Origin of the sequence: Clavibacter sp. (genome assembly GCF_014802555.1) — a bacterium.
Lineage (GTDB): Bacteria > Actinomycetota > Actinomycetes > Actinomycetales > Microbacteriaceae > Clavibacter > Clavibacter sepedonicus.
Map to the genome: position 1 here is coordinate 1 of NZ_JAAVCB010000101.1, position 12,653 is coordinate 12,653.

Consider the following 12,653-nt stretch of genomic DNA (forward strand, 5'->3'; position numbering starts at 1 on the left):
CGCAGCCGCCGCCGCGCCGTACCCGGCAGCAGCTGCCGCGGCGGGCATCACGCGCGTCGACGTCGCGGTCGGCTCGCCCACGGCGGAGGCGGGCGCGCGTCCGGTCCGCAGCTCCGCGGCGACCTCGCGCGCGGTCGGCCGGGTCTCGGGATCGCGCCGGGTCATGCGGGAGAGGAGGTCCACCCACGAGGCACCGAGCCGGGCGGGGATCTCGGGGTCGCGCACCACGCGCGCCATGGTCGACTCCGCGGCCGTGCCGGGGAAGGTGCGGCGGCCGGTGAGGCACTCGAGGAGCACGAGGCCGAGCGCGTACACGTCGGTCGGCGCGCCCACCTCCTCGCCGAGCGCCTGCTCGGGGCTGAGGTAGCTGACGGTGCCGATGATGGATCCGGTCGAGGTGAGCCGCGTGCCGTCCACGAGGCGCGCGATCCCGAAGTCGGTGAGCTTGGCGACGGCCGGCTCGTCGTCCTCCGCCTGGGCCAGCAGCACGTTGGCGGGCTTCACGTCGCGGTGCACGACCCCGCGGCGGTGGATGTAGCCGAGCGCGTCGGCGAGGATCCCGCCGATGCGCGCGACCTCGGGCCCGGGCAGCGGCCCCTCCTTCATGCGGTCGGCGAGCGTGGTGCCGTCGACGATCTCCATCACGATGAACGCGAGCACGCGGTCGCCGACGACGTCGTCGCCCACGTCGAACAGTGTCACGAGGCCCGGGTGGCTGAGGCCCGCGAGCATGCGCACCTCGCCCTCCTGGCGCTCGACCTCGCCCGGGTCGGCGGAGTCGGTCGCGAAGACCTTGACCGCGACCTCGCGGCCGAGGATCTCGTCGGCGGCGCGGTACACGGTGGCCATGCCGCCGCGTCCGAGCAGTCCGCTGATGCGGTAGCGACCGGCCAGCAGCGTGCCGGCGAGTGGGTCGGGCCGTTCTCCGGGCATGGGCGCACCTCTCGTCACGGTCCCCCAGAATAGCCCGGGGCTCCTGGGCGGCACCCGCCCGGCGCGGTCGGCGGCCAGCCTGCGGATCCGCGCCACGGCGGCGTCCGCCCAGGGTGCGGGAGGTAGCCTCTCCCACCATGGACGGCGTCTTCCTCTACATCCTCGGGGTGCTCATCATCGTGGTCGGCGTCGCCGTGTCCATCGGCCTCCACGAGGTCGGTCACCTGGTGCCCGCGAAGCTCTTCGGCGTGCGCGTCACGCAGTACATGATCGGCTTCGGGCCGACGATCTTCAGCCGCCGCAAGGGCGAGACCGAGTACGGCGTGAAGGCCATCCCGCTCGGCGGCTACATCTCCATGATCGGCATGTTCCCGCCGCAGAGCTCCCGGGCCGGCACGAGCAGCACGGGGATCGCGCAGCTCGTCGGGCCCGACTCCCGCCGCGGCGCCGCCGACGCCGGGTCCCCGGCCGCCCCCGACGCCGACGACCGCGCCGGCCGCGGCTTCTTCGACCTCCTCGTGCAGGACGCCCGGCAGGCCAGCGCCGAGAGCGTCGGCGACGAGGAGGACCGCGCCTTCTACAAGCTGTCCGTGCCGAAGCGCATGGTGATCATGCTCGGCGGGCCGGCCATGAACTTCCTGCTCGCGATCCTGCTGTTCGCGGTGGTGCTCTGCGGCTTCGGCGTCACGACGCCCACCACGACGGTCGGCCAGGTGAACGCGTGCATCGTGCCCGCCGGATCCACCGCGTCGGCCGACGCCGCCACCTGCCCCGCCGGCGCTCCCGAGGCGCCCGGCGCGGCGGCCGGCCTCCAGCCCGGCGACACGATCGTCAGCATCGACGGCTCGCCGGTCACGGCGTGGGACCAGGTCACGAGCACGGTCCAGGCCTCCGCCGGGAAGGAGCTCGACGTCGTCGTGGAGCGCGACGGCGCGCAGCAGACGCTGGCCATCACGCCCGTCCTCTCGGAGCAGGCCGTCCCCGGATCCCGCGGCGCCCCCGAGGTCGACGAGCAGGGGAACCCGGTAACCCGCGAGGTCGGCCTCATCGGCTTCAGCCCCACGCAGGCCGTGCAGCAGCAGCCGCTCTCGGCCGCGTTCACCACCACGGGCGAGAACATGGCCGCGGTCGGCAACCTGATCCTCAACCTCCCGCAGCGCCTGGTCGACGTCGGCCGCGCGGCCTTCGGCGGCGGCGAGCGCGACCCGAACGGCCCCATGAGCGTCGTGGGCGTCGGCCGCGTCGCGGGCGAGATCGCCAGCCTCGACGAGACGCCCGTCGCCTCGCGCGCCTCCGCCATGATCGGCCTCGTGGCGTCGCTCAACGTGGCGCTCGGCATGATCAACCTCCTGCCGCTCCTCCCGCTGGACGGCGGGCACGTGCTCGGCGCGATCGTGGAGGGCGTCCGCCGCTTCTTCGCCCGGCTGTTCGGTCGGCGCGATCCGGGGCCCGTCGACGTCGCGAAGCTCATGCCGCTGACCTTCGTGGTCGTGATCGTGTTCGGCGCCATGAGCGCGCTGCTGATCTTCGCCGACCTGGTGAACCCGGTCCGGCTGACCTGACATCGCCCAGCGCCTGATGCGGGGCCGGCCCGCGACAGCGGGGCCGCGCGCCCCCGACGCACCGGGCGCGCAGGAATCGGACGTAGGCTCTTCCCGTGCCAGCAGTCAATCTCGGAATGCCGAAGGTCCCTGAGGTCCTCGCGCCCCGCCGCAAGACCCGTCAGATCAGCGTCGGCAAGGTGAAGGTGGGCGGCAACGCCCAGGTCAGCGTCCAGTCGATGACGACCACGCAGACGACCAACATCAACGCGACGCTCCAGCAGATCGCCGAGCTCACGGCCACCGGCTGCGACATCGTGCGCGTGGCGGTGCCCCACCAGGACGACGCGGACGTGCTGCACATCCTGGCGAAGAAGAGCCAGATCCCGATCATCGCGGACATCCACTTCCAGCCTCGCTACGTCTTCACGGCCATCGACGCCGGCGTCGGCGCGGTGCGCGTGAACCCCGGCAACATCCGCAAGTTCGACGACCAGGTCGGCGCCATCGCGAAGGCCGCCAAGGCCGCGGGCACCTCGATCCGCATCGGCGTCAACGCCGGATCCCTGCACCCGAGCCTGCTGCAGAAGTACGGCAAGGCCACGCCCGAGGCGCTCGTCGAGTCCGCCGTGTGGGAGGCCAGCCTCTTCGAGGAGCACGACTTCCACGACTTCAAGATCTCGGTCAAGCACAACGACCCCGTCATCATGGTGAAGGCCTACCGCCTCCTCGCCGAGCGCGGCGACTGGCCGCTGCACCTCGGCGTCACCGAGGCCGGCCCCGCGTTCCAGGGCACCATCAAGAGCGCCACGGCGTTCGGGATCCTGCTCTCCGAGGGGATCGGCGACACCATCCGCGTCTCCCTCTCCGCGCCGCCGGCCGAGGAGGTGAAGGTGGGCCTGCAGATCCTGCAGTCCCTCAACCTCCGCGAGCGCAAGCTCGAGATCGTCTCCTGCCCGAGCTGCGGCCGCGCCCAGGTCGACGTGTACTCGCTCGCCGAGCAGGTCACCGAGGGCCTCAAGCACGTCAACGTGCCGCTGCGCGTGGCCGTCATGGGCTGCGTCGTGAACGGTCCCGGCGAGGCCCGCGAGGCCGAGCTCGGCGTCGCGTCCGGCAACGGCCGCGGGCAGATCTTCGTCAAGGGCGAGGTCATCAAGACCGTCCCCGAGTCCGAGATCGTCCAGACCCTCATCGAGGAGGCCAACCGCCTCGCCGCGGAGATGCCCGCCGGATCCATCGGAAGCCCCGAGATCCTGGTCTAGACCCCTACTCCCTTCCCGCCCCGGGTGGCGGCCGTGCATCCGCGCGCGCCGGCCCGGCGTAGGCTCTCGAAGTCGTCCGCCCGGCGGACTGCCCCACGAACTGAGGATGCTGTTGAACGGTAACGCCACTTTCCGGCATCGGAACACCTCCCTGCTCGGCCTCGCCAGCGTCCTCGCGCCCCACACCGTGACGTCGGTCGAGATCGACGACCGGCTGAAGCCCGTGCTGTCCCGGCTCCGCCTCCCCACCGGTCTCCTGCAGCGCGTCGCCGGCGTGCTCGAGCGCCGCAACTGGGACGCGTCGATGTCGTTCGACGCGGCCGCCACCGAGGCCGGACGCAAGGCGCTCGCGCAGGCGGGCATCGAGCCGTCGCAGATCGGGCTGCTCATCAACACCTCGGTCACGCGGGCGCACCTCGAGCCGAGTGTCGCGGTCAGCATCCACAACGGGCTCGGGCTGCCGTCGTCGGCCCTCAACTTCGACATCGCCAACGCGTGCCTCGGCTTCGTCAACGCGATGACGCTCGCGGGCCACCTCATCGACTCGGGCCAGATCGACTACGCGATGATCGTCGACGGCGAGGACGCCGGCGAGATCCGCCACAACACGGTCGCGCGCCTGCTCCGCCCGGAGACCACGCGCGCCGACTTCCTCAGCGAGTTCCCCAGCCTCACGCTCGGCGCCGGCGCCGCGGCGGCCGTCCTCGGGCGCACGAGCGACCACCCGGAGGGGCACCGGATCCTCGGCGGCGTCACGCGCGCGGCCACCCAGCACCACGAGCTCTGCATCGGCGACGTGGACGGCATGTTCACCGACACCAAGGAGCTCCTCCGCGGCGGCATGGAGCTCGTCGTCGACGCGTGGAAGGAAGCCGCCCAGGACGACTGGGAGTGGTCGGACATGGATCGCTACATCCTCCACCAGGTGTCGGACGTGCACACCAGCGCCATCGTCAAGGCCGCGAAGCTCGACAAGTCGCGCGTGCCGCTGACGTACCCGCGCTACGGCAACGTCGGGCCCGCGAGCATCCCCATCACGCTCGCCGACCAGGCCGACAGCCTGAGCCGCGGCGACCGCGTGCTCTGCATGGGCGTGGGCTCGGGCCTCAACACGGCCATGACCGAGATCCTCTGGTAGCCGCGGCGTGAGCGCATCGGCCGCGGTCGCCCCGGCGACCGTCCCCGTGGCAGGCCCCGACGGCCAGCCGCTGCCCGGACTCCACCCGGCCTGGTCGCGCGTCGTGCGCGCGGGCGGCCACGGCTGGCACCTGCTCGACACAGGGGAGCGGCTCGCGGCCACGGGTGCGCCCGTCGCCGGCACGATCCTCTGCGTCCACGGCAACCCCACGTGGTCGTACCTGTGGCGTCGCATCGCGGCGGAGTCGCTGGCGCGTGCCGAGCGAGATCCGTCGCGGCCGGCCTGGCGCGTGGTCGCCGTCGACCAGCTCGACATGGGCTTCTCCGAGCGCACGGGCGTCGCGCGCACGCTGCCGACAAGGCTCGCCGACCTGCAGGCGCTCACCGACGAGCTGGGGCTCAGCGGATCCGGCGCGACCGGGCCCGTGGTCACCCTCGGCCACGACTGGGGCGGCGTCGTCAGCCTCGGCTGGGCGCTCCGCAACCGCGACGTGCTCGCGGGCGTCATGGCGCTCAACACGGCCGTGCACCAGGAGGAGGGCGTGCCCATCCCGTGGCCGCTGCGCCTGGCGCTCGCCACGGGGATCCACGATGCCGCCACGCGCGGCACCCCTGGCTTCCTCGCCACCACGCTCGCCCTCGCGCACCCGCCGCTCGACCCGACCGTGCGTCGCGCGTTCGCGGCGCCGTACCGCGGGGCGTCCCGCCGCGCCGGGATCCGCGGCTTCGTCGCCGACATCCCGGTGGGCCCCGCGCACCCGAGCCACGCGACCCTGACCTCCATCGCGGAGGGGCTGCGCGACCTCGACCTGCCCGCCCTGTTCGTCTGGGGCCCGCGGGACCCGATCTTCAGCGACGTGTACCTCTCCGACCTCCTCGAGCGCCTGCCGCACGCCGACGTGCACCGTGTCGAGGGCGCCGGGCACCTCGTCACCGAGGACCACGACTACGCCTCCGCTGCGCTCGACTGGCTGGCGGATCGGGTCGCGCCGGGGTCGGCACCCGCCGCCGCCGCGCCTGCCGTCCCCGCTGTCGCCGACGCCGCGCCCGTCCGCTCGCTCGGCGCGCTGCTCGAGGAGCTGCGCGACAGCGACGACCCCGTGCTCGTGGAGATGGCCCCGCGCGGCGGCGGCTCGCCGCGCACCGTCTCCTGGCGCCTGCTGTCGCGCCGCGTCCGCGAGATCGCGGCGGGCCTCCATGCCCGCGGGCTCCGCGCGGGCGACCGGGTCTCCCTGCTCGTGCCGCCCGGCGCCGACCTCACGGCCCTCCTCTACGCGTGCCTCCGCATCGGCGCGATCGTGGTGGTCGCCGACGCGGGCCTCGGCGCGAAGGGCCTCGGGCGCGCGGTCGCCGGATCCCGCCCCGACATGGTCGTCGGGATCCCCGCGGGCCTCGCCCTCGCGCGGGCCCTCGGCTGGCCGGGCGAGCGGATCTCCGTCACCACGCTCGCGCCGCCCGTCGCCCGCGCGCTCGGCGTCGCCGCGAGCCTGCCGGAGATCGCCCGCGACGGCCGGGCGCAGGTCCTGCCGCCGGAGCCCGCGGCCGACGACGACGCCGCGATCCTCTTCACCTCGGGATCCACCGGCCCCGCGAAGGGCGTCGTGTACACGCACCGCCAGCTCGCCGCCCTCCGGGACATGCTCGGCGGCCGCTTCGACGTGGGCGTCGGCACCGGTCTCGTCGCCGGATTCGCGCCGTTCGCCCTGCTCGGCCCCGCGCTCGGCGCCACGAGCGTCACGCCCGACATGGACGTGACCCGGCCGCACGACCTCACCGCATCCGCCCTCGCTGCCGCGGCCCGTGCCGCCGATGCCACGGTCGTCTTCGCGTCACCCGCCGCTCTCGCCAACGTCGTGGCGACCGAGGACGCGCTCACCTCCGACGACCGCGCCGCGCTCGGCCGCGTCCGCTCGCTGCTCTCCGCCGGGGCGCCGCTCTCGGAGGCCCTGCTCACGCGCGCCGCCGCGCTCGTGCCGGCCGCCGAGGTGCACACGCCCTACGGCATGACCGAGGGGCTGCTCCTTACCGACGTGACGCTCGAGGGGATCCGCCAGGCGGCCCTCCGCGGCGACGCCGGCGTCTGCGTCGGCGCCCCCGTCGACCCCGTCGCCATCCGCATCAGCCCGCTCGACGCCGACGGCGCCGCGACGGGCGCGCTCACCGCGGAGCCCGGCGTCACGGGCGAGATCGTCGCCGCCGCGCCGCACGTCCACGACCGCTACGACCGCCTCCACGTCACCGACCGGGCGGCCCGCCGCGACTCGGACGACGGGATCCGCCGCCACCGCACGGGCGACGTCGGCCACCTCGACGCCACGGGCGCGCTCTGGGTCGAGGGCCGCCTGCCGCACGTGATCACGACGGCCGACGGCGTGCTCACGCCCGTCGGCCCCGAGCAGCGCGCCGAGTCCGCCCCGGGCGTCGGCCGCGCCGCTGCCGTGGGCGTCGGGCCGGCCGGCGTGCAGCAGCTGGTGCTCGTCGTCGAGACCGTGCCGACCGCGCGCCGGGTCGGCCTCGCGGATCCGGACCTCGCCACCGCGGTGCGCGCCGCCGTCGGCCACCCCGTCGCCGCGGTGATCGTCGTCCCGGTCCTGCCGACCGACGTGCGGCACAACTCCAAGGTCGACCGCGCGCGCCTCGGCCGCTGGGCCGCCGGGATCCTCTCGGGCGGCCGGGTGAGCGCGCCGTGATCGTCCTCGTCACGGGCGCGAGCGGGATGCTCGGCCGCGCCGTCGCCGAGCGCCTCGCCGCCGCGGGCCACGCCGTCCGCACCTTCCAGCGCCAGCCGTCCGGGCTCGCGTCGAGCGGCACGGATCCGGTGCCGGGCTCCGTCGTCGACCTCCGCGGCAGCGTCACCGACCCCGCCGCCGTCCTCCGCGCGGTCGCGGGCGTCGACGCCGTCGTGCACCTCGCCGCCAAGGTCTCGCTCGCGGGGGATCCGGCCGACTTCCGCGCCGTCAACGTCGAGGGCACGCGCGGGCTCCTCCAGGCGGCGCGCGCGGCAGGCGTCACGCGCTTCGTCCACGTCTCCTCGCCGTCGGTCGCGCACACGGGCCTCTCCATCACGGGCGACGGCGCAGGCCCCGCGGATCCCGTCCGCGCGCGCGGCGACTACGCCCGCACCAAGGCCGAGGGCGAGCTCATCGCGCTGGCCTCCGACGACCCCGCGATGCGCGTGCTCGCCGTGCGCCCGCACCTCGTCTGGGGCCCGGGCGACACGCAGCTCGTCGCGCGCATCGTCGACCGCGCTTCTCGCGGGCGCCTCCCGCTCCTCGGCCACGGCGCCGCCCTCATCGACACCGTCTACCGCGACAACGCCGCCGACGCCATCGTCGCCGCGCTCGACGCGGCCGACACCGCGCACGGACGCGCCTACGTCGTCACCAACGGCGAGCCGCGTCCGGTCGCCGAGCTGCTCGCGGGCATGTGCCGCGCCGCCGGGGTGCCCGCGCCGCGGATCCGCGTGCCCGCCGCCCTCGCCCGAGCCGCCGGGGGAGCGGTCGAGCGCGTCTGGGCCGTGCGCCCCGGATCCGACGAGCCGCCCATGACCCGCTTCCTCGCCGAGCAGCTCTCCACCGCGCACTGGTTCGACCAGCGCGAGACCCGCCGCGCGCTCGGCTGGACCCCGGCCGTCTCCCTCGACGAGGGCTTCGCGCGCCTCCGCCTCGCGTACGCGGCCGAGCGCCCCGCCGCGCGCTGAGCCGACCCGGGCGGATCGCTAGGCTGATCCGGTGTCCACACGCCTCTCTAAGCTCTTCGTCCGCACCCTCCGGGAAGACCCCGTCGACGCCGAGGTGGCCAGCCACCGCCTCCTCGTGCGCGCCGGCTACATCCGCCGCCAGGCCCCCGGCATCTTCGCCTGGCTGCCGCTCGGCCTCCGGGTCAAGAACAAGGTGGAGGCCATCGTCCGCGAGGAGATGGAGCGCATCGGCGCCCAGGAGGTGCACTTCCCCGCGCTCCTGCCCGCCGAGCCGTACCAGGCCACCGGCCGCTACGACGAGTACGGCCCCGGCATGTTCCGCCTCGAGGACCGCAAGCGCGCGCCCATGGTGCTCGCGCCCACGCACGAGGAGTTCTTCGCGCTGCTCGTGAAGGACCTCTACTCCAGCTATAAGGACCTGCCCCTGTCGATCTACCAGATCCAGGACAAGTACCGCGACGAGGCCCGCCCCCGCGCCGGCATCCTCCGCGGTCGCGAGTTCACGATGAAGGACGCCTACTCCTTCGACCACACCGACGCCGGCCTCGCCGTCAGCTACCAGGCCCAGCGCGACGCCTACGAGCGGATCTTCCAGCGCCTCGGCCTCGAGTACGTCATCGTCGCGGCCGACGCGGGCGCCATGGGCGGGTCCAAGAGCGAGGAGTTCCTGCACCCCACGCCCATCGGCGAGGACACCTTCGTTCGCTCGCCCGGCGGCTACGCGGCCAACGTCGAGGCGTTCACGACGCTCGTGCCCGAGTCGATCCCCATCGAGGGCCAGCCCGCCGCGCGCGTCTTCGACTCGCCCGACACCCCCACCATTCAGACCCTCGTCGACCTCGCGAACGCCCGCGAGCCGCGCGAGGACGGCCGCGCCTGGACCGCCGCCGACACGCTGAAGAACATCGTGCTCGCGCTCACCCACCTCGACGGCACGCGCGAGCTCGTCGTCGTCGGGATCCCCGGCGACCGCGACATCGACCTCAAGCGCGCCGAGGTGGCCTTCTTCCCCGCCGAGGTCGAGGCCGCGAACGACGGCGACCTCGCCAAGAACCCTGGTCTCGTGAAGGGCTACATCGGCCCGTGGTCGCCCGAGGGCCCCGTGCTCGGATCCACGTCCAGCACGAAGGTGCGCTACGTCGTCGACCCCCGCGTCGTCGACGGCAGCTCGTGGATCACGGGCGCCAACGTCGCCGGGAAGCATGTGCTCTCGCTCGTCGCCGGCCGCGACTTCACGCCCGACGGCGTGGTGGAGGCGGCCGACGTGCGCGACGGCGATCCCGCGCCCGACGGATCCGGCCCCATCAGCACCGCGCGCGGCACCGAGATCGGCCACGTCTTCGAGCTCGGCCGGAAGTACGCGGAGGCCCTCGGCCTCAAGGTGCTCGACGAGAACGGCAAGCTCGTCACCGTCACGATGGGCTCGTACGGCATCGGCATCACGCGCAACCTCGCGCTCGTCGCCGAGGCCACGCAGGACGGTCGCGGCCTCCTCTGGCCCGCGTCCATCAGCCCGTTCGACGTGCACGTGGTCATGACCGGCAAGGATCCCGCTGTGGGAACGGCCGCCGAGGAGCTCGTCGACGCGCTCGACGCCGCGGGCCTCGACGTGCTGTTCGACGACCGCCCCAAGGTGTCGCCCGGAGTCAAGTTCGGCGACGCCGAGCTCATCGGCGTCCCGACCGTCGTCATCGTCGGCCGCGGCGCCGTCGACGGCATGGCCGAGCTCTGGGACCGCCGCACGAACGAGCGCACCCCGGTCGCGCTCGCCGACGTCGCGGGCGCGCTCACCGCCGCCCGCTGATCCCCTCCGCACCGCCCTCGAGGCTGCCCGACCCCTCCCGGTCGGGTAGCCTCGAGTGTTTCCAACCGAATAGAGGAGTCGCACCGTGGACATCGACCTGAGCGTCTTGCGCCTGATGGAGCGCGAGCGCGAGATCCCGTTCGAGGAGCTCGTCTCGATCATCGAGCAGGCCATCCTCACCGCCTACCTCAAGCACACCGACCAGGCCGACGCCAAGCCCGTCGCCGACGGGGTGCCCCCCGCGCGCGTGCACCTGGACCGCAAGTCCGGCCATGTCTCCGTGCACGTCCCCGAGCTCGACGAGGACGGCCTCGTCATCGGCGAGTCCGAGGACAGCCCGAGCGACTTCGGCCGCATCGCCGCGTTCGCCGCCAGGCAGGTCATCAACCAGCGCCTGCGCGACATCGGCGACGACCGCATCCTCGGCGAGTTCAAGGGCCGCGAGGGCGACATCGTCGCGGGTGTCATCCAGCAGGGCCCGAACCCGCGCATGATCCACGTCGACCTCGGCACCATCGAGGCGATTCTCCCGCCCGAGGAGCAGGTGCCCGGCGAGAAGTACGTGCACGGCTCGCGCCTGCGCGTCTACGTCACGAGCGTCTCCCGTGGCGCCAAGGGGCCGCAGATCACGGTCTCGCGCACGCACCCGTCGCTCGTCCGGAAGCTCTTCGCGCTCGAGGTGCCGGAGATCGCGTCCGGCCTCGTCGAGATCGTCTCGCTCGCCCGCGAGGCCGGGCACCGCACGAAGATCGCGGTGCGCGCGACCGAGCCCGGCATCAACGCCAAGGGCGCGTGCATCGGCGAGCTGGGGCAGCGCGTCCGCGCCGTCACGGCGGAGCTGAACGACGAGAAGATCGACATCGTCGACTACTCCGAGTCGCTGCCCGTCTTCGTCGGCAACGCGCTCTCGCCCGCCCGGGTCACGAGCTCGTTCGTCATCGACCAGGCGACCAAGGCCGTGCGCGCGCTCGTGCCCGACTACCAGCTCTCGCTCGCCATCGGCAAGGAGGGCCAGAACGCCCGCCTCGCCGCCAAGCTCACGGGCGCGAAGATCGACATCCAGCCCGACTCGATCCTCGAGGGCGACGACTGAGCGCCGCCCGCCGGGACCCGGCCTCCGCGCCGCCGGACGGAGGGGGTAGTATGGAGCCGGTAAGAACGTGCGTCGGCTGTCGTCGGCGTGCCCCGAGGTCCGCTCTCCAGCGGATCGTCGCCGATCCCCCCACCAGCTCCCTCATCATCGACGAGCGCGCGGTGATGGCCGGCAGGGGCGCGTGGATCCATCCGACCATCGAGTGCATCGACAGAGCGATCGCGCGGCGCGCCTTCGGGCGGGCCCTGCGGAGCGACACGGCGCTCGACCCCGCAGCTCTTGGGGGACTACGAGAGCGGCTCGCGGCCCAGCCGAGCGCGCGAGCATCCGAGAGAACAGGCTGAACGGCACATGGACAACTAATGAGCGGCTCGAAATGAGACCCGTCCAGCACTAGCGGTCCCCTCCTGCCTGGGAGAGGACCCCCAGACAGGAGAACAGTGGCTAAACCACGCGTACACGAGATCGCCGCCGAGATCGGCGTCGACAGCAAGACCGCACTCGCCAAGCTCAAGGAGATGGGCGAGTTCGTCAAGGGACCGTCGTCGAGCATCGAGCCCCCCGTGGCCCGCAAGCTCAAGGCCGCCCTCGAGGCCGCCGGCGTCACCGGACAGGCGGCGGCTCCCGCCGCCGCGGCATCGTCCGCCCCGCGGCCCGGGGCCCGTTCGTCGGCCCCGAAGCCCGGCGGCCGCCCCACCCCCGGCCCGCAGCCCACGGCTGCTCCCGAGGTCGAGGCGCCCGAGGCGTCCGACGTGCCGGTCCCGGCGAAGCCGCTGACCGTCGCCGAGCGCCAGGCGCAGGCCGAGGCGAGCCGCAAGGCCGCCGCGGAGGAGAAGGCGCAGGCCGAGAAGTCGGCCGCGTCCGCCACCCCCGAGGCCCCGGCCGTCGAGACCCCGAGCGCCCCGCGCCCGGACGCCGGCAGCACCCCCGCGCCCTCCAACGGCATCCCGCGTCCCGGGATCCCGCGTCCGGCGGCCCCGCGCCCCGGCAACAACCCCTTCGCGAGCAACCAGGGCATGGGCACCAAGCCCCGCCCGGGCAACAACCCGTTCGCGAGCAACCAGGGCATGGGCCAGCGTCCCGCCGCGGGAGCCGCAGGCCCCCGTCCGGCCGCTCCCCGTCCCGGATCCCCCCGCCCCGGCGCCCCGCGTCCCGGCGGCGTCGGCCAGGGCGCGCGCCCGGC

Annotated in this window: 10 protein-coding genes; 9 read left to right on the top strand and 1 reads right to left on the bottom strand. The window is 74.0% G+C overall.

Annotated elements, in window-relative coordinates; genetic code table 11:
- The coding region (locus HDR73_RS11145) for a serine/threonine-protein kinase (protein WP_287136443.1) at positions 1 to 933 on the bottom strand (933 nt) is incomplete at its 3' end.
- Positions 934 to 1,070: 137 nt separating this feature from the next.
- Between HDR73_RS11145 and HDR73_RS11150 the strand changes: the two genes are divergently transcribed.
- The 9 genes from HDR73_RS11150 to HDR73_RS11190 all read left to right on the top strand — a co-directional run.
- Positions 1,071 to 2,495 (top strand): M50 family metallopeptidase, encoded by a 1,425-nt coding sequence (locus HDR73_RS11150; protein WP_174270082.1) that lies wholly within the window; start codon positions 1,071 to 1,073, stop codon positions 2,493 to 2,495.
- A 95-nt stretch (positions 2,496 to 2,590) separates the two neighbouring features.
- Positions 2,591 to 3,736, top strand: coding sequence for a flavodoxin-dependent (E)-4-hydroxy-3-methylbut-2-enyl-diphosphate synthase (gene ispG, locus HDR73_RS11155; protein ID WP_012299193.1), 1,146 nt, complete (start codon positions 2,591 to 2,593; stop codon positions 3,734 to 3,736).
- Positions 3,737 to 3,842: 106 nt separating this feature from the next.
- Complete coding sequence (locus tag HDR73_RS11160) at positions 3,843 to 4,874, top strand: 3-oxoacyl-ACP synthase III (protein WP_012299192.1); 1,032 nt, start codon at positions 3,843 to 3,845, stop codon at positions 4,872 to 4,874.
- A 7-nt stretch (positions 4,875 to 4,881) separates the two neighbouring features.
- The gene (locus tag HDR73_RS11165) at positions 4,882 to 7,563 is read left to right on the top strand and encodes an alpha/beta fold hydrolase (protein ID WP_041464574.1); all 2,682 of its coding nucleotides are present in this window, start codon (positions 4,882 to 4,884) and stop codon (positions 7,561 to 7,563) included.
- Positions 7,560 to 8,573, top strand: a complete 1,014-nt coding sequence (locus HDR73_RS11170; protein WP_012299190.1) for an NAD-dependent epimerase/dehydratase family protein — start codon at positions 7,560 to 7,562, stop codon at positions 8,571 to 8,573. The genes HDR73_RS11165 and HDR73_RS11170 overlap by 4 nt, the downstream gene beginning before the upstream one ends.
- 31 nt (positions 8,574 to 8,604) lie before the next feature.
- Entirely contained in the window at positions 8,605 to 10,377 is a 1,773-nt protein-coding gene (locus HDR73_RS11175) for a proline--tRNA ligase (RefSeq protein ID WP_012299189.1), read from the top strand.
- A gap of 85 nt (positions 10,378 to 10,462) precedes the next feature.
- On the top strand, positions 10,463 to 11,470 hold the full coding sequence (gene nusA / locus HDR73_RS11180; protein ID WP_012299188.1) for a transcription termination factor NusA: 1,008 nt from the start codon (positions 10,463 to 10,465) through the stop codon (positions 11,468 to 11,470).
- Positions 11,471 to 11,520: 50 nt separating this feature from the next.
- Complete coding sequence (locus HDR73_RS11185) at positions 11,521 to 11,814, top strand: YlxR family protein (protein ID WP_041464573.1); 294 nt, start codon at positions 11,521 to 11,523, stop codon at positions 11,812 to 11,814.
- A 96-nt stretch (positions 11,815 to 11,910) separates the two neighbouring features.
- Positions 11,911 to 12,653: translation initiation factor IF-2 N-terminal domain-containing protein (locus tag HDR73_RS11190; protein WP_287136444.1), on the top strand; the 743-nt coding region annotated here is incomplete at its 3' end.

Bases quoted from the DNA above. Each gene is read 5' to 3' on its own strand.
- HDR73_RS11150 (WP_174270082.1), top strand. From the start codon at position 1,071: ATGGACGGCGTCTTCCTCTACATCCTCGGGGTGCTCATCATCGTGGTC.
- HDR73_RS11160 (WP_012299192.1), top strand. From the start codon at position 3,843: ATGCTGTTGAACGGTAACGCCACTTTCCGGCATCGGAACACCTCCCTG.
- HDR73_RS11185 (WP_041464573.1), top strand. From the start codon at position 11,521: ATGGAGCCGGTAAGAACGTGCGTCGGCTGTCGTCGGCGTGCCCCGAGG.